General features: G+C 64.8%; 15 protein-coding genes. 12 read left to right on the top strand and 3 right to left on the bottom strand.

The features are described from left to right. Nucleotides 1-165: 165 nt before the first annotated feature. Complete coding sequence (locus U0042_RS14055) at nucleotides 166-3,396, bottom strand: Rne/Rng family ribonuclease (RefSeq protein ID WP_114810260.1); 3,231 nt, start codon at nucleotides 3,394-3,396, stop codon at nucleotides 166-168. Nucleotides 3,397-4,170: 774 nt separating this feature from the next. Here U0042_RS14055 and U0042_RS14050 point away from each other — a divergent pair. From U0042_RS14050 to U0042_RS14035, 4 genes are read left to right on the top strand one after another with little or no spacing between them, the layout of a single operon-like run. Further along, nucleotides 4,171-5,277 (top strand): RluA family pseudouridine synthase, encoded by a 1,107-nt coding sequence (locus U0042_RS14050; RefSeq protein ID WP_114810261.1) that lies wholly within the window; start codon nucleotides 4,171-4,173, stop codon nucleotides 5,275-5,277. Then, complete coding sequence (locus U0042_RS14045) at nucleotides 5,258-5,917, top strand: HAD-IA family hydrolase (protein WP_114810262.1); 660 nt, start codon at nucleotides 5,258-5,260, stop codon at nucleotides 5,915-5,917. Before U0042_RS14050 ends, U0042_RS14045 begins: the two co-directional genes overlap by 20 nt. After that, nucleotides 5,914-6,306, top strand: a complete 393-nt coding sequence (locus U0042_RS14040; protein ID WP_114810263.1) for a Rieske (2Fe-2S) protein — start codon at nucleotides 5,914-5,916, stop codon at nucleotides 6,304-6,306. The genes U0042_RS14045 and U0042_RS14040 overlap by 4 nt, the downstream gene beginning before the upstream one ends. A 17-nt stretch (nucleotides 6,307-6,323) precedes the next feature. Next, nucleotides 6,324-7,337, top strand: coding sequence for a S49 family peptidase (locus tag U0042_RS14035; RefSeq protein ID WP_114810264.1), 1,014 nt, complete (start codon nucleotides 6,324-6,326; stop codon nucleotides 7,335-7,337). A gap of 93 nt (nucleotides 7,338-7,430) precedes the next feature. On the opposite strand, the gene U0042_RS14030 is transcribed toward U0042_RS14035, so the two are convergent. Both U0042_RS14030 and U0042_RS14025 read right to left on the bottom strand, forming a co-directional pair. After that, on the bottom strand, nucleotides 7,431-8,156 hold the full coding sequence (locus U0042_RS14030; RefSeq protein WP_114810265.1) for an SAM-dependent methyltransferase: 726 nt from the start codon (nucleotides 8,154-8,156) through the stop codon (nucleotides 7,431-7,433). After that, nucleotides 8,153-8,788, bottom strand: a complete 636-nt coding sequence (locus U0042_RS14025) for a Maf-like protein (protein WP_114810266.1) — start codon at nucleotides 8,786-8,788, stop codon at nucleotides 8,153-8,155. Before U0042_RS14025 ends, U0042_RS14030 begins: the two co-directional genes overlap by 4 nt. Nucleotides 8,789-9,047: 259 nt before the next feature. Here U0042_RS14025 and U0042_RS14020 point away from each other — a divergent pair, with 259 nt between their 5' ends. The 8 genes from U0042_RS14020 (at nucleotide 9,048) to fabF (ending at nucleotide 16,034) form a co-directional block, all read left to right on the top strand. Beyond that, nucleotides 9,048-9,698 carry a DUF177 domain-containing protein gene (locus U0042_RS14020; RefSeq protein WP_114810396.1) on the top strand — a complete coding sequence of 217 codons (651 nt, stop codon included), beginning with the start codon at nucleotides 9,048-9,050 and terminating at the stop codon, nucleotides 9,696-9,698. 148 nt (nucleotides 9,699-9,846) lie between these two features. After that, a complete protein-coding gene (gene rpmF, locus U0042_RS14015) occupies nucleotides 9,847-10,026 on the top strand; it encodes a 50S ribosomal protein L32 (RefSeq protein WP_017774665.1) in 180 nt (59 codons plus the stop codon). A 133-nt stretch (nucleotides 10,027-10,159) separates the two neighbouring features. Continuing rightward, the gene (gene plsX / locus U0042_RS14010; RefSeq protein WP_114810267.1) at nucleotides 10,160-11,266 is read left to right on the top strand and encodes a phosphate acyltransferase PlsX; all 1,107 of its coding nucleotides are present in this window, start codon (nucleotides 10,160-10,162) and stop codon (nucleotides 11,264-11,266) included. Further along, complete coding sequence (locus U0042_RS14005) at nucleotides 11,266-12,255, top strand: beta-ketoacyl-ACP synthase III (RefSeq protein ID WP_114810268.1); 990 nt, start codon at nucleotides 11,266-11,268, stop codon at nucleotides 12,253-12,255. The genes plsX and U0042_RS14005 overlap by 1 nt, the downstream gene beginning before the upstream one ends. A gap of 127 nt (nucleotides 12,256-12,382) precedes the next feature. Then, on the top strand, nucleotides 12,383-13,315 hold the full coding sequence (fabD, locus tag U0042_RS14000; RefSeq protein ID WP_114810269.1) for an ACP S-malonyltransferase: 933 nt from the start codon (nucleotides 12,383-12,385) through the stop codon (nucleotides 13,313-13,315). A 142-nt stretch (nucleotides 13,316-13,457) separates the two neighbouring features. Further along, nucleotides 13,458-14,207 (top strand): 3-oxoacyl-ACP reductase FabG, encoded by a 750-nt coding sequence (fabG, locus tag U0042_RS13995; protein WP_114810270.1) that lies wholly within the window; start codon nucleotides 13,458-13,460, stop codon nucleotides 14,205-14,207. Nucleotides 14,208-14,372: 165 nt separating this feature from the next. Further along, nucleotides 14,373-14,612 (top strand): acyl carrier protein, encoded by a 240-nt coding sequence (gene acpP / locus U0042_RS13990; protein ID WP_004197638.1) that lies wholly within the window; start codon nucleotides 14,373-14,375, stop codon nucleotides 14,610-14,612. Nucleotides 14,613-14,795: 183 nt separating this feature from the next. Further along, nucleotides 14,796-16,034 carry a beta-ketoacyl-ACP synthase II gene (gene fabF / locus U0042_RS13985; protein WP_114810271.1) on the top strand — a complete coding sequence of 413 codons (1,239 nt, stop codon included), beginning with the start codon at nucleotides 14,796-14,798 and terminating at the stop codon, nucleotides 16,032-16,034. Nucleotides 16,035-16,064: the final 30 nt, after the last annotated feature.

Genomic DNA, 16,064 nt, shown 5'->3' with positions numbered 1-16,064 from the left:
TGGCGCGGTGAAGATGTGCGCGGAATGCCGCCCCGTTGGCCGCCCCGTGTTACCAGCGTTGCGGGCGATGACGGCGCCGACGCTCAGGTATCGGACAAAAAAAGCCCGCCGGTGAGGGCGGGCTTTTCCGACGCGGCGCAGCTCGAAAGACTGCGTGCGGGCTTATTACTGCACGTGCTTGACGGTCTCGACCTGTTGCATCGGCGTCGAGTCCCCCGGTGGCAGCGGCTTGCGTTCGCGCGGCGCGCGCGGCGGCTTCACCACCTGGGCCGCGGCTTCCTGCGCCGCGCGCAGCTTGTCGGCGTCCGTGTTGACCCAGACGAGGCCAGCGTTCGCCAGCATCGGCTGCAATGCTTCCGGCGAGAGGCCGTTGGCGTGCGGTGCGGCCTGACGGGGCTTGGCTTCGACGGGTGCCGGCGGTGCCGCAGGTGCCGTTTCGACGGGGATTGCGGCGACGGGCACGGCTGCTTCATGTGCCGGAACCGCAGCCTGAATCACGTCCTCGCGAATGACCGGAACCGGCTGCACGGCGGCGGGAACCTCTTCCACCGACGGCGTGGCGGCTTCCGGCACGGGTTGCGCGGCGGGCGCCGTTTCGGCCGGTGCGGCTTGAGGCGCAGCAGCGTCCTCTGGCGACGCAACCGCGGCGGCCTCAACCGGAGCGACTGGCACGGTTTCGATCGCGGCAGCCGCGGGAGCCGTTTCGACCGGTGCCGGCGCAGGTGCCGGTTCAGCAGCCGGCGCGACTTGTGCACGACCCGCTTCCGTCGCTGCGGCACCTTCTTCCGCGGACACGATCGGCGCGATGGTCTCAATCTTCGCTGCGGCTTGCGCGGCGAGTTCGGGAGCGTCCGTTGCGGGCTGGAGTTCGGTCACGACGACCTTCTCCGTCGCGACGGCGGCGACCACGGCTTCCACCGTGCCCGCCGGCTTCACGCCGTGATGCTCGACTTCGTGAACGGCTTCCGTTGCTTCTTCCGGTTCCGTATCGCTGCCGGCTTCCGCAAGGTCGGCCGTATGCGTCAGGTTTGCGCCTTCGGCCTCGCGCTCGCGACGACCGCCACGGCGGCCGCGGCGGCGACGGCGACGTTCTTCGCCTTCACGCGGCGCGGCGCCCTGGTCTTCCGGTGCAATGCCTTCAGCCATGCCCGCCTGGACGGCAGCTTCCGATTCCGGCGTCGACACTTCGGTCGGGACGTTCAGTTGCTCGGCTGCCGCCTCCGCTTGCGGACGACGGCGTTCGCCACGTTCCGCGCGTTCGCGACGCTCACCACGCTCCTGGCGCTCCTGCCGTTCGCCGCGCGGCGTGGCTTCGGCGTCGGCGCGTTCCTGACCGCGCTCCACGCGCTCGATGCGTTGCTCGCGTCCTTCCCGACCCTCACGTCCCTCGCGGGCTTCGCGCGGTTGACGTGGCTCGCGAGCCTCACGGCCTTCACGACCTTCGCGCGGTTCGCGTTCCTCGCGGCGTTGCGCCGGTTGCTGCTGGCGTCCGCCCACGGCGGCACCTTCGCCGCGCGCGGCCGCGTCGCGTCCGCCGCGGCGGTTGCGATTGCGGTCACCACCGCGCTCGCCGGCCGGGCGCTCCGCGCGCCCTTCGCGTGCCGGGCGTTCGGTCTTTGCGGGCTGTGCGGGCGCCGGAGCGGGTGCCGCCGGAGCCGGCTGCACGCCGAACAGGCCCTTGAGCCAGCCGAAAAAGCCGCCGCTTGCGGGCGCAGCAACGGCCGGCACCGGTGCCACCGGGGGCTCCGCTGCCTTGACCGGCGCGCTGGGCGCCGGACGCTCGGGCGTAATGCCCTTCACCGCGGCTTCCTGCTTCGGCTTCACCTCTTCGCTGCGCTTGCTGTAGCCCGTTTCGGACTCCATTTCGCGTGCCGCGTCTTCGGCCATCTTCCAGGACGCGCGCGGCTCGTCAAGGCGTGCGTCGTCGTGGCGCAGGCGCTCGAGCTTGTAGTGCGGCGTGTCGAGGTGCTTGTTCGGGATCAGGACGACGTTGACCTTGAAGCGCGACTCGATCTTGTTGATTTCCGCGCGCTTTTCGTTCAGCAGGAAGGCCGTTACTTCAACCGGCACCTGGCAGTGGATCGCCGCGGTGTTTTCCTTCATCGCCTCTTCCTGGATGATGCGCAGGACCTGCAAGGCCGACGATTCGGTGTCGCGGATGTGCCCCGTGCCGTTACAGCGCGGGCAGGTGACGTGACTGCCTTCGGAAAGCGCCGGGCGCAGACGCTGGCGCGACAGCTCCATCAGGCCGAAGCGCGAGATCTTGCCCATCTGCACGCGAGCGCGGTCGTGCTTGAGCGCGTCTTTCAGGCGCTGCTCGACTTCGCGCTGGCTGCGGGCCGACTCCATGTCGATGAAGTCGATCACGATCAGGCCGCCCAGGTCGCGCAGGCGCAGCTGGCGGGCCACTTCGTCGGCGGCTTCCAGGTTGGTGCGCGCCGCGGTTTCCTCGATGTCGGCGCCCTTGGTGGCGCGCGCCGAGTTCACGTCGATGGCGACGAGCGCCTCCGTGTGATCGATCACGATGGCGCCGCCCGAGGGCAGCGGCACCGTGCGCGAGTACGCGGTTTCGATCTGGTGCTCGATCTGGAAGCGCGAGAAAAGCGGCACATCGTCGTGGTAGCGCTTCACCTTCCCGACGTTGTCGGGCATCACGATGTCCATGAAGGCGCGGGCTTGATCGTAGATGTCCGTCGTATCGATCAGGATTTCGCCGATATCGGGCTGGAAGTAGTCGCGGATCGCGCGGATCACGAGGCTCGATTCCAGGTAAATCAGCATCGGCTCGCCCTGGCGGCCGCTTTGCGAAGCGGCCTCGATGGCGCGCCACAGTTGCAGCAGATAATTCAGGTCCCACTGGAGTTCTTCGGCGCTGCGCCCGATGCCGGCCGTGCGCGCGATGATGCTCATGCCATCGGGCAGTTGCAGCTGGCCCATGGTTTCGCGCAGTTCCTGACGGTCGTCGCCCTCGATACGCCGGGAGACGCCGCCGCCGCGCGGATTGTTCGGCATCAGCACGAGGTAGCGGCCGGCGAGCGAAATGAACGTGGTGAGCGCCGCGCCCTTGTTGCCGCGCTCTTCCTTCTCGACCTGGACGATGAGTTCCTGGCCTTCGCGCAGGGCGTCCTGGATGCGTGCCGAGCGCATGTCCACGCCGTCGCGGAAATACTGGCGAGCCACTTCCTTGAACGGCAGGAAGCCGTGGCGGTCTTCGCCATAGTTGACGAAACAGGCTTCGAGCGACGGCTCGATGCGGGTGACGATTCCCTTGTAGATATTGCCCTTGCGCTGCTCGCGCCCGGCGGTTTCGATGTCGATGTCGATCAGCTTCTGACCGTCGACGATGGCAACGCGCAATTCCTCCTGCTGCGTCGCATTGAACAGCATGCGTTTCATTGAACGGCTCCAGAGCGGCCTTGCCGGCCCACGTCCCGTGGTTGTCAGGCACGGAGACGCTGGCGGGCGACGGCATGCCGCGCCTTATTGTGTTGTCACAAGCACGCTGGAGCAGGAACGATGGCGGGGAGAATTGCCGTCAGAGGGCCCATCCGGCAAACGGATGGAAGGGCCGCGGGGCACGTGCGAATACGGCTTCAAACAATGGCTCGATACGCCGCGCGGAATGCGGTGGTCCGAATGCTTCCGGTTTCTCCGACGCTTGGGCCTGCTGCGCGCAATGTGCTGCGCGCGGCCTTGCTGCGCGTTGAAACCTGCGGTCGTGCCGCATGCGGGAAGCTGATCTGGAACGCCCGTCTTCCCCCTCGGGTGTCTCGCCTCATTTTGACGTCGCCATGTTCCGCCGTTTTCTCGGAACGCTTCGGGCGCACGCCGTATTTTCGCCACTGGCCGCCTTGTGCCGCGCAACCGCGCAAACTTTGGAGCGCGAGAGAAGGCCTGCCAGACAAATTCTTTGTACCAACATTCCGTTACCGTCGGAGCCGACGTGACCGAACGTGCCTGTGGGCGCCGTCCCTGCCCGTTGCGGGATCCGTGCGTGCAACTCGTTGCATCTCGTTGTCAGGGTGAGCAACCAGCCCCGGGCGCAAGTAAAATGACGATTTATCGCTTGCTGCCTGCGCAGACCGTGCGGTTTGGGGCGCCTCGAAGCCGTTCGAACCGTTCGAACGCGAAGGCCGGCCGCGCCGGTACGCTGGGCAAATTATATTCAGAATGAAAGGGTTAGGCAAAATTTCCCAGAATCAGGTCGCAAGCGACCAGGTTTCCTTCGTCGAAGTAGACGAGAACTCCGCCGGTCAGCGCATTGACAATTTCCTCACGCGCGTCTGCAAGGGCGTGCCGAAGAGCCACATTTACCGGATCCTGCGAAGCGGGGAAGTGCGCGTGAACAAAGGCCGGGTCGATGCCCAATACCGGCTCGAGCAAGGCGACATGGTGCGCGTTCCGCCGATCCGGGTCGCGCAGACCCAGAGCTACGACGCCGCGTCAGTGCCCTCTGCCCAGTTCGACATCCTGTTCGAGGACGATGCGCTGCTCGTCATCGACAAACCCGCGGGTGTGGCCGTTCACGGCGGCAGCGGCGTGGCGTTCGGCGTAATCGAGCAGATGCGCGAAGCGAGGCCGCACGCGAAGTTCCTCGAACTGGTGCACCGGCTGGACCGCGAGACCTCGGGCGTGCTCATGCTGGCCAAGAAGCGTGCGGCGCTCGTGGGCCTGCACGAGCAGATTCGCGATAACCGCATGGACAAGCGCTACTACGCGTGCGTCCACGGGCAGTGGGCGAGCGACTGGGGCCGCCGGCGCGTCGTGAAGGAGCCTCTGCACAAATATCTGACCCCGGAAGGCGAGCGACGCGTGCGCGTCCAGTCGGACGGTCTGGCGTCGCACACGGTTTTCAATCTGGTCGATCGCTGGCCCGAGTACGCGCTCCTCGAAGCTGAGCTCAAGACCGGCCGTACACATCAGATTCGCGTGCATCTGGCCCATCTTGGCCTGCCGATCGTGGGCGACGCCAAGTACGGCGACTTTGCGCTGAACAAGGCGCTGGCTCGCGCCAATGCCGTTCCCGGGCTGAAGCGCATGTTCCTGCACGCGCACCGGCTCAAGCTCGTGCATCCGCTAACCGGCGAGACCTTGCAGTTCGAGGCGCCGTTGCCCGCCGAGTGCCGGCGTTTTCTCGCCCAGCTCACGGCGCTGCGCGACGGATCGGCCAGTACAGGAAACGCGCCGCACGCCGCGGCGCCGCAAAACCCGGCCGGGTATAACCACGATACCGATATCGAAGGGGAGACGAACGCGCATGGCCCGACAGCACTTTGACCTGATCGTCTTCGACTGGGACGGCACGCTCATGGATTCGACCGCGCACATCACGTGCAGCATCCAGGCCGCGTGCCGTGACCTGGGTCTTCCCGTGCCGGCCGACGAGGCGGCGAGCTTCGTGATCGGGCTCGGGTTGCGCGACGCGCTGCAAATCGCCGCGCCGACGCTCGACCCGTCCGACTATCCGCGTCTCGCCGAGCGGTACCGGTTCCACTATCTGGTGAAGGACCAGCACACGGAGCTTTTTGCCGGCGTGCGCGAAATGCTCGAGGAACTGCGCGACACCGGCTATCTGCTGAGTGTCGCCACGGGCAAGAGCCGCGTGGGCCTGAACCGGGCGCTGGACCAGGCGCGTCTCACGAGCCTCTTCGACGGCACGCGCTGTGCTGACGAAACGTTCTCGAAACCGCACCCCGCCATGCTGCAGGAACTGGCGCGGGAGCTCGGCCAGGACCTGGAGCGCACCGTCATGATCGGCGACACGACGCACGATTTGCAGATGGCGATCAATGCAGGCACGGCCGGCGTGGGCGTCGCCTATGGCGCGCATCCGGCGGACTCGCTCGCTGCGCTCGAACCCCGCTTCGTGGCCCACAGCGTCGGCTCTCTCGTCGCATGGCTGCGGGAGAACGCATGAGTGCCGCGGTGCTCGATCCCGTGCGTGTCTGCGCGGCGCACGAACTCGTGGAAGGCGGCGTGGGCGTGCGTTGCCGTGCCTCGTACGCAGGCGGGGAGGCGGTGGTGTTCTTCGTGCGCTACAACGGCCGGCCCTACGGCTATCTCAATCGCTGCGCCCATGTGCCCATGGAACTCGACTGGGTGGAGGGTCAGTTCTTCGAATCGTCCGGTTTATACTTGATGTGCGCAACGCATGGCGCGATTTACGAGCCCGATACCGGCCGGTGTGTCGGCGGTCCGTGCCGCGGCGGCAGGCTTCGCCCGGTGCAGGCTGACGAACGGGACACGCCGGAAGGCCGCGCCGTATTCTGGCTGCCGGACAACGATCTGCGTCCGGCCGATTCCTGACCTTCCACACGCCACGCATGTCCGACCAGCCGACTTCCGATCCGAACGACACCTCTTCTTCGGGCACGAAGCCCGCTACTGTCACCGCCGCCGGCGAGCCCGGCTGGGAGCGAGCGGCGCTCGAAGGCATCGCGCTGGCAGCGATCAACGAGCAACGCGCTGCCCGGCGCTGGAAAATTTTCTTCCGCTTCGCCTTTCTTGCCGTGCTGCTGCTGGTCGCCATCGGGCTGCTCGACGTCTCGGGCGGCAAGGTGTCCAGCACGGGGCGTCACACGGCACTCGTCTCGCTGGACGGCGAGATTGCATCGGAGAGCACGGCGAACGCCGAGGACATCGACACCGCACTCCAGAATGCCTTCGAGGACGAGGGCACGGCCGGCGTGATCCTGCGCATCAACAGCCCGGGCGGTAGTCCGGTGCAGGCCGGCATCATGTACAAGGAGATTCGCCGGCTGCGTGCGAAGTACCCGGCCATCCCCCTCTACGTCGTGGTGGGCGACATGTGCGCCTCGGGCGGTTATTACGTTGCGGCAGCGGCCGACAAGATCTACGTGGACAAGGCCAGCATCGTCGGCTCGATCGGCGTGCTGATGGATGGCTTCGGTTTCACGGGGTTGATGGAGAAGCTCGGGGTCGAGCGGCGGATGCGTACTTCGGGCGAGAACAAGGCGTTTTACGATCCGTTTTCACCCGATACGCCGAAGATGGACGAGCACGCCCAGTCCATGCTTGATCAGATCCATACCCAGTTCATTTCAGCCGTGCGCGCGGGGCGCGGCAAGCGTCTGCACGAGACGCCCGACATCTTTTCGGGGCTTTTCTGGACCGGTGAGAAAAGCGTGGAACTGGGCCTGGCCGACGGTTTCGGCGATATGGACTATGTAGCGCGCGACGTCATCAAGGCGCCCGACATCGTCGATTACACGGTGAAGGAGAGCCTCACCGACCGCGTCGCACGCAAGTTCGGCACCGCCGTGGGCAGTGCCGCCGTGCATACACTGATTTTGACCGGCAAGGTGAGTCTGCGCTAACGGCGGTAGGGAGCCGGTGAGTGGGCGCTAGCTTTTGCCGGCTGAACCAAACAGCAGGCACGCGCAGTTTGGGCCAGAGACCGCCGCTGAGCGCTATACCGCGAGCAGCAGGAAAATCGCGGGCCGTTTCTGGAGATCCAGCGGCGGCGCTTTTTTCCAGGCAGACACCGTCCGGCTCGCAACGATCTCCGTGGGCAAGGTCAGGTCGGCGGCCACGCACACGAGTGTCGAGGGCGCGCACGTGGAGAGGAGCGTGTCCAGCAGCGCGCGGTTGCGGTACGGCGTCTCGATGAAAATCTGCGTCTGTTTCGACTTGCGCGACTGCTGCTCAAGTTCGCGTAGCCGCTTTGCGCGTTCGCCGGCATCGACGGGCAGGTAGCCGTGAAACGCAAAGCTCTGGCCGTTCAGGCCCGACGCCATGAGCGCGAGCAGAATCGAACTGGGTCCAACGAGCGGCACGACCTTCACTCCGCGCTCATGCGCGCGACGCACCAGAAGCGCCCCCGGGTCGGCTACCGCAGGGCATCCCGCTTCGGACACGAGCCCAGCGTCCGTACCGGCAAGCACCGGTTCGAGCAGTTTGTCGACCTCGCCGGGCGGCGTGTTGACGTTCAATTCGCGAATCTCGATCGCCTGAATGGGCTGTTCGGTGCCTACTTTCTTCAGGAAGGCCCGCGTGGATTTCGCGTTTTCGCCAATGTAGTAGCGGAGCCCGGCCGCGCGCGTGCGTACCGTCTGCGGCAACACGGCGGCAAGCGGATCGGCGTCTCCTTCGCTTTCGCCCAGCGTGTTGGGAATCAGGTAAAGCGTGCCGCTCATGCCGCCTCCAGCAATGGATAACCGGCGGCGAGCAACATCCGCGTCAGCGCGATCAGCGGCAAGCCGATCAGCGCCGTGGGATCGTCGGACTGAATGGCTTCGAGGAGCGCAATGCCGAGCCCTTCGGATTTGGCGCTGCCTGCGACGTCGTAGGGCGTTTCGGCTCGCAGATAGGCGTCGAGCGTGGCGTCCGGCAGTCGGCGGAAACGCACGTGGGTTACGACGTCTACCGATTGCGCCTCGGCCGACGCGCTGTCGAACAGGCATAGCGCGCTGTGAAACAGCACTTCGCGGCCCCGCATGGCCTGCAATTGGGCAAGCGCGCGTTCGTGCGTGCCCGGTTTGCCGATCTGCTTGCCGTCGAAGGTCGCAACCTGATCGGACCCGATGACGAGCGTGCGCCCCGCGTTCGCCGGCAGCGTAGCCGCCACGGCTCTCGCTTTCGCTTCGGCGAGCCGCAGCGCGGTGGCTTCCGGCGTTTCACCGGGCAGGGGCGTTTCGTCGATCGCGGGTACCGCTACGTCGAAGGGAATGCGCAATCTTTCGAGCAGTTCGCGCCGGTAGGGCGAGCTGCTGGCGAGAATCAGGGCTGGTCGGCCGGCTGAAGGCAGGCGATCGGAGAAATCCGGCATGGTTTCCTGAGATGAAAGACGGATGGCAAGGGCGTTGCCGAGAGGCCGCGGCGGCGCGCAACCGTACCGCGACCGTACCGTTAACGCGCCGCAAACGGCGGTGATACGGGCGATTTCGCGCGAGCCCTTAAGTGTTTGACTCGAAAAGATAAAGGCGCTATGATCACCGGCTTTTCATCGGTGCTCTTTCGCGGGTTCTTGCCGGTTCTTCGTTGGCAACGAAGCTGCGCGAAATTTTTCACCGATGCAGGAGCCGCACATGACCGAACATCCAGGCAAACCTGCCGGTCCGGCCAGCATGCATGAACTCGATCTCTTCGAGTTCGCGCGCAGCGGGCGTCAGGCTGCGGGTGTGGTACGCGTCTCGCAACTGCCGCGCATGTTAAACGAAGTCCCGGCAGACGCGCCAGATCGCGATACGTCGTTCACGTGGCAGGCAGAAGGCTCCACGCAGCCGGAATTGCAGGACGACGGTACCGAGGGTCCGCAGCCGTATTTGCGGCTCGCCATTCACGGTGCCGCGTGGCTCGAGTGTCAGCGGTGCCTCACGCCTTATGAGCAGGCCTTCGACGTCGACGCGATTTATCGCATCGTCCAGACGGAAGCCGAGGCCGAGGAGTTTCCGCTCGACGAGGACGAAATCGAAGTGATCGTGGGCTCGCGCCAGTTCGATCTCATCGAGTTGATCGAGGAAGAGCTGCTGCTTTCGCTGCCGTTGGTGCCGAAGCACGAGGTCTGCCCCGAAGTCCACGAGAGCCTTACCTCGGGCGCGAGTGGCGACGATGCCAGCGAGCCGCCCGAAGAGGACGGCGAAAGTGTCGGTGAGCCTGAGCAGGGCGGTACAACGAAGCCCAATCCTTTTGCGGCGCTGGAAGCGCTCAAGAAGGGCGGGGCGGGTGACAAGCATTGACGGCGCTTTAAGCGAGCGCTGAACAAACAGGTTGCTGGGTAGCACGATACGCCTTGTCGCAGTCCGGGCGGATGTTCAGGACGGGTGTCAGGGTTGGCTAAGGCCGGATCGTGCTGTGTTAGAATTCAAAAAATTTTCAGGAGTTATCATGGCAGTTCAACAGAACAAGAAGTCGCCGTCGAAGCGCGGCATGCACCGCTCGCACGATTTCCTTCAGTCGGCTCCGCTGGCTGTCGAGCCGAGCACGGGTGAAGTGCATCTGCGTCACCACGTCAGCCCGAATGGCTACTACCGCGGCAAGAAGGTCGTCAAGACGAAGAACGACTAATCGCCACATCGCGTTGCGCCTTCTGGCGTTTCGCATGGCGATCCGTTCGCTTGACTACGTTCCTGCTAGGCAAAAAGGCGGCATTCAACTGCCGCTTTTTTGTGTCTGAAGTGTCTGAAATTCGTCGCATTCCATGACTGTAAAGCTCACGATTGATTGCATGGGAGGCGACCACGGTCCGTCCGTCACCGTCCCCGCTGCGGTCCATTTCGTTCGTGCGCATCCCGACGCGCACCTGATGCTCGTCGGCGTCGAGACGGCGATTCGAGCGCAGCTGAAAAAGCTCAAGGCACTGGACGACCCGGCGCTCTCCGTCGTGGCAGCAACCGAGGTCGTCGCCATGGACGATCCGGTCGAGGTCGCGCTGCGCAAGAAGAAAGACTCGTCGATGCGCGTGGCGCTCAACCGCGTGAAGGACGGCGAGGCGCAGGCCTGCATCTCCGCCGGCAACACCGGCGCGTTGATGGCCGTCTCCCGCTATGTGCTCAAGACGTTGCCCGGCATCGAGCGCCCCGCTATCGCGTTCGCCATGCCCAACCCGCACGGCTACACGACGATGCTCGATCTCGGCGCCAATGTCGATTGCGGGCCGCAGCATCTGCTGCAGTTCGCCGAGATGGGGCACGCGCTCGTGTCTGCACTCGAAGGCAAGGAACGTCCGAGCATCGCACTCCTGAACATCGGCGAAGAGGTCATCAAGGGCAACGAGACCATCAAGCGCGCAGGCGAACTGCTGCGCGCGAGCACGCTGAATTTTCGCGGCAACGTGGAAGGCAACGACATTTACAAGGGCACCGTCGACGTGATCGTCTGCGACGGTTTCGTTGGAAATGTCGCGCTGAAAACGTCGGAAGGATTGGCCCAGATACTCGCCGACATCATCAAGGAAGAGTTCGGCCGCTCCTGGCTCACGAAGCTCATGGCGCTCGCTGCGCTGCCCGTGCTGTCACGTTTCAAGAAGCGCGTGGACTATCGTCAGTACAACGGTGCGGCTCTTCTCGGCCTGCGCAGTCTCGTCATCAAAAGCCACGGTTCCGCGGACGCCTACGCGTTTGAGTGGGCGATCAAACGCGGGTATGATGCCGTCAAAAATGGCGTGGTGGAACGTCTTGCGCGCGCCATGGAAGAGAACGCGGCACCCCTCGAGCAGGCCGCGCGCGAAGCGGGCGGCGCGGGTTTTGCCAGCCCAGCTGCCGGCCAGCCGGCCGAGCCCTACGCAGCATTATCCCCGAAGGCATAATGGCTCAATCGACTCTATATTCCCGCGTGGCCGGTACTGGCAGCTATCTGCCGCCCGATCGCGTCACGAACCAGGAACTGGCTGAACGTCTCGCCAAGAACGGCATCGAGACGAGCGATGAATGGATCGTTGCCCGCACCGGCATCCATGCGCGCCATTTCGCCGAACCCGACGTTCCCACCAGCGAACTCGCACTGATCGCTTCGCGTCGCGCGATCGAAGCCGCGGACATCGATCCGCAATCCATCGATCTGATCATCGTTGCGACGTCCACTCCCGACTACGTGTTTCCGAGCACGGCGTGCCTGCTGCAGAGCAAGCTCGGCATCAAGAGCCACGGCGCGGCATTCGACGTGCAGGCCGTATGCTCCGGTTTCGCCTACGCATTGGCTACCGCCGACAGCTTCATTCGCGGCGGACAGGCGCGTACGGCACTCATCGTCGGAGCGGAGACGTTCTCCCGCATTCTCGATTTCAACGATCGCACCACGTGCGTTCTGTTCGGCGACGGCGCGGGCGCGGTGATCCTTCAGGCGTCGGAAGAGCCTGGTGTGCTCTCCAGCGCACTGCATGCCGACGGTAGCTACGCGAACATTCTCTGCACGCCCGGCAATGTGAACGGTGGCGTGGTCGCAGGCAGCGCATTCCTGCACATGGATGGCCAGGCGGTGTTCAAGCTCGCGGTGAATCTGCTCGAGAAAGTCGCCGTCGAAGCGCTGGAAAAAGCTCATCTCTCAGCCGATCAAATCGACTGGCTCGTTCCGCATCAAGCCAACATCCGCATCATGCAGGGCACCTGCCGCAAACTCCACTTGCCGCAAGAGCGCATGATCGTCACGGTAGGCGAGCACGGCAACACGTCCGCCGCTTCCATTCCGCTCGCTCTCGACGTCGCCGTGCGCGACGGACGCATCCGGCGCGGCCAGAACGTGCTGATCGAAGGCGTCGGGGGCGGCTTCACCTGGGGCGCCTCGGTCATCCGTTATTGACGGCCGCTGCGGGCGCGCTGCCTGAACGCGGCGACTACCTTATGGGGTCGCCCTGTGCGGCGACCGCGCCGCGATGCGCACGCCGCGCGTGTGCATCCGCTTCTGAATTCAACGAATTGGGGACGTTATGAAATTCGCGTTCGTTTTTCCCGGACAGGGCTCGCAGTCGGTCGGCATGCTGAATGCGTTTGCTGATCACGCCGTGGTGCGCGAGACCGTCGAGGAAGCCTCCGACGCGCTCGGCCAGGACCTCGGCAAGTTGATTGCCGAAGGCCCCGCCGAGGAACTCAATCTCACGACGAATACGCAGCCGGTCATGCTCACCGCGGCGTATGCGGTCTATCGCGCCTGGCAACAGGCGGGTGGCCCCGCGCCGGCCATGGTGGCCGGCCACAGCCTGGGTGAGTACACGGCGCTCGTCGCGGCCGGCGCGCTCGCGTTTCGCGATGCTGTGCCGCTCGTGCGTTTTCGCGCGCAGGCGATGCAGTCGGCGGTGCCGGTGGGCGAAGGCGGCATGGCTGCGATCCTGGGTCTCGACGACGACACGGTACGCGCCGTGTGCGCCGAAGCATCCGCTGCGGGTGTTGTCGAAGCCGTGAATTTCAACGCGCCGGCGCAGGTGGTGATCGCGGGTCACAAGGCAGCGGTCGAAAAGGCCTGCGAAGTCGCGAAGGCAAGGGGCGCGAAGCGCGCGCTGCCGCTGCCCGTGTCGGCACCCTTTCACTCGTCGCTGCTCAAGCCGGCTTCCGATCAGTTGCGCGAGTATCTCGCGAGCGTCGAGGTGCGTGAGCCCGCCATTCCGGTGGTGAACAACGTCGATGTCGCCATGGTCAGCGACCCGGCTGCGATTCGCGACGCCCTGGTGCGTCAGGCCGCCGGTCCCGTGCGCTGGGTGGAGTGCGTGAAGACGATCGCGGCGCAAGGCATGACGCACGTGATCGAATGCGGTCCCGGCAAGGTGCTGGCCGGCCTCACGAAACGGATCGACGGCAACCTCGTGGGTGTAGCGATCGTCGACCCGGCTTCGCTCGACGAAGCATTGAAGCTCGCCGGCGCCTGATGCCGCGAACGGGGTCGCGCGGCGGCCTGCGCTGACAGCTATGCCAGGCGCTTTCGCCGCAAGGTGTGGGCGACCAGCGCTCCCAGTGTTACTTGCCCGCTAATTCGATACTTATCGGGCCATTCGCAACCCGGACTGAACGATGGAAAAGACTCTCGACAAACAGATCGCGATCGTGACGGGCGCATCGCGCGGCATTGGCCGCGCCATTGCGTTCCAACTGGCCCGCCAGGGCGCGACCGTGATCGGCACGGCAACGAGCGAAGCGGGCGCAACCGCAATCGACGACGCCTTCAAGGCGGCGGACCTGAACGGCCGCGGTGCTGTGCTCGACGTCAACGACGCCGGTGCGGCCGAAGCGCTGATCGAAGCCACCGTCAAGGAGTTCGGCGGCCTGGGCATTCTTGTGAATAACGCCGGCATCACGCAGGACCAGCTCGCCATGCGCATGAAGGACGAGGAGTGGGATGCCGTGATCGACACCAACCTGAAGGCGGTGTTCCGTCTGTCGCGTGCCGTTCTGCGTCCCATGATGAAGGCGCGTGGTGGTCGCATCATCAACATCACGTCGGTGGTGGGTTCGGCGGGCAACCCGGGGCAGGTGAACTACGCGGCCGCGAAGGCCGGCGTGGCGGGTATGACGCGTGCGCTCGCGCGCGAGATCGGCAGCCGCAACATCACCGTGAATTGTGTCGCGCCGGGCTTCATCGATACCGACATGACCAAGGTTCTGCCCGAGGAGCAGCAAGCGGCGCTCAAGGCGCAGATTCCGCTCGGCCGTCTCGGCAGCCCGGACGATATCGCTCACGCCGTCGCGTTCCTCGCGTCGCCGCACGCCGGCTACATTACCGGCACGACGATGCACGTCAACGGCGGTATGTACATGTCGTAACCGGATTCAGGTACTATCCGCGCCTTGATGCGCTCGTCGCAAACACCATCGAAGAGCGCAGCGCGGATTGGCCGTCTGGAACCCGTGGGCGCAGCTTTTTTGCCAGGTCAAACCTGATAAAATGCGCGCACTCGTATTTATGAACTTTCTTCCCTTGGAGGGGTAATGGACAACATCGAACAGCGCGTCAAGAAGATCGTCGCGGAACAACTGGGCGTAGCCGAAGCGGAAATCAAGAACGAAGCGTCGTTCGTGAACGATCTCGGCGCGGACTCGCTCGATACCGTCGAACTGGTCATGGCCCTCGAAGACGAATTCGGCATGGAAATTCCGGATGAGGAAGCCGAAAAGATCACGACCGTCCAGCAGGCTATCGACTACGCCCGCGCGAACGTCAAGGCCTGAGCCGGTTCGCGTCCGCGTTCCGCGCGCTGCCTGTCGGGCCGCGCCGCTGCCCGCTCATCCGCCAGTGCACCTGCGAGCACATTTGCAAGCGCATCTGCCGGCTAACAGCCACAGGGCTCACAGGAGCATTTCCTGTGGCCCCTGTGGCTTTTGCTTTTGTCATTCTATGGAAAAGGGGTTACCGTGAGCCGTCGTCGAGTTGTCGTTACAGGCCTGGGGCTGATTTCGCCTGTTGGCAATAATGTTGCCGACGGCTGGTCCAATCTCGTTGCCGGCACGTCCGGCATCGCCAACATCACGAAGTTCGACGCGTCGAACTTCTCGACGCGCTTCGCCGGCGAGGTGAAGGGCTTCAACATCGAGGACTACATCCCCGGCAAGGAAGCGCGCCATATGGATACATTCATCCATTACGGCGTTGCGGCGGGTATGCAGGCGATGCAGGACAGCGGACTCGAAATCACCGAGGCAAACGCGGAACGCGTGGGCGTGGTGGTGGGGTCCGGCATCGGCGGGCTGCCGATGATCGAAATTACGCAGACCGAACTGCTCAATCGCGGTCCGCGCCGTATTTCGCCGTTCTTCGTGCCGGCTTCGATCATCAACATGATCTCGGGCCACCTGTCGATCAAGTTCGGCATCAAAGGCCCGAATCTCGCAATCGTCACAGCCTGTACGACGGGCCTGCATTGCATCGGCGAGGCCGCGCGCCTCATCGAATACGGCGATGCGGACGCGATGATTGCGGGCGGCGCGGAATCCACCGTGTCGCCGCTCGGCATCGGCGGTTTCGCGGCGGCGCGCGCGCTCTCGCAGCGCAACGACGATCCCGCTACGGCGAGCCGTCCCTGGGACAAGGACCGTGACGGCTTCGTGCTGGGCGAGGGTGCGGGCGTGATGGTGCTCGAGGAGTACGAGCACGCGAAGGCGCGTGGCGCGAAGATCTACGCCGAAGTGGCCGGCTACGGCATGAGCGGCGACGCGTACCACATGACGGCTCCGCTCGAGGATGGCGATGGCGCTCGCCGCTGCATGCTGGCTGCAATGAAGAACGCGCGCATCAATCCTGACGAGGTGAGCTATCTGAACGCGCACGGCACGTCGACGCCGCTGGGCGATCTCGCGGAAACGACGGGCATCAAGCGCGCGTTCGGCGATCACGCGAAGAACATCGTCGTCAACTCGACCAAGTCGATGACGGGCCACCTGTTGGGTGGCGCCGGCGGTCTCGAGTCGGTGTTCACCGTGCTGGCCGTGCACAACCAGATCTCGCCGCCCACCATCAACATCTTCAACCAGGACCCGGAGTGCGATCTCGACTACTGCGCCAACACGGCGAGGGAGATGAAGATCGACGTGGCGCTGAAGAACTCGTTCGGGTTCGGCGGCACCAACGGCACGCTGGTCTTTAAGCGCGTCTGATCGCTTGACGCCGCTCTCCCGGGCGGGGTG

The organism is Paraburkholderia kururiensis, from assembly GCF_034424375.1.
Lineage (GTDB): Bacteria > Pseudomonadota > Gammaproteobacteria > Burkholderiales > Burkholderiaceae > Paraburkholderia > Paraburkholderia kururiensis_A.
This window is presented reverse-complemented; position numbering and strand designations above follow the sequence as displayed.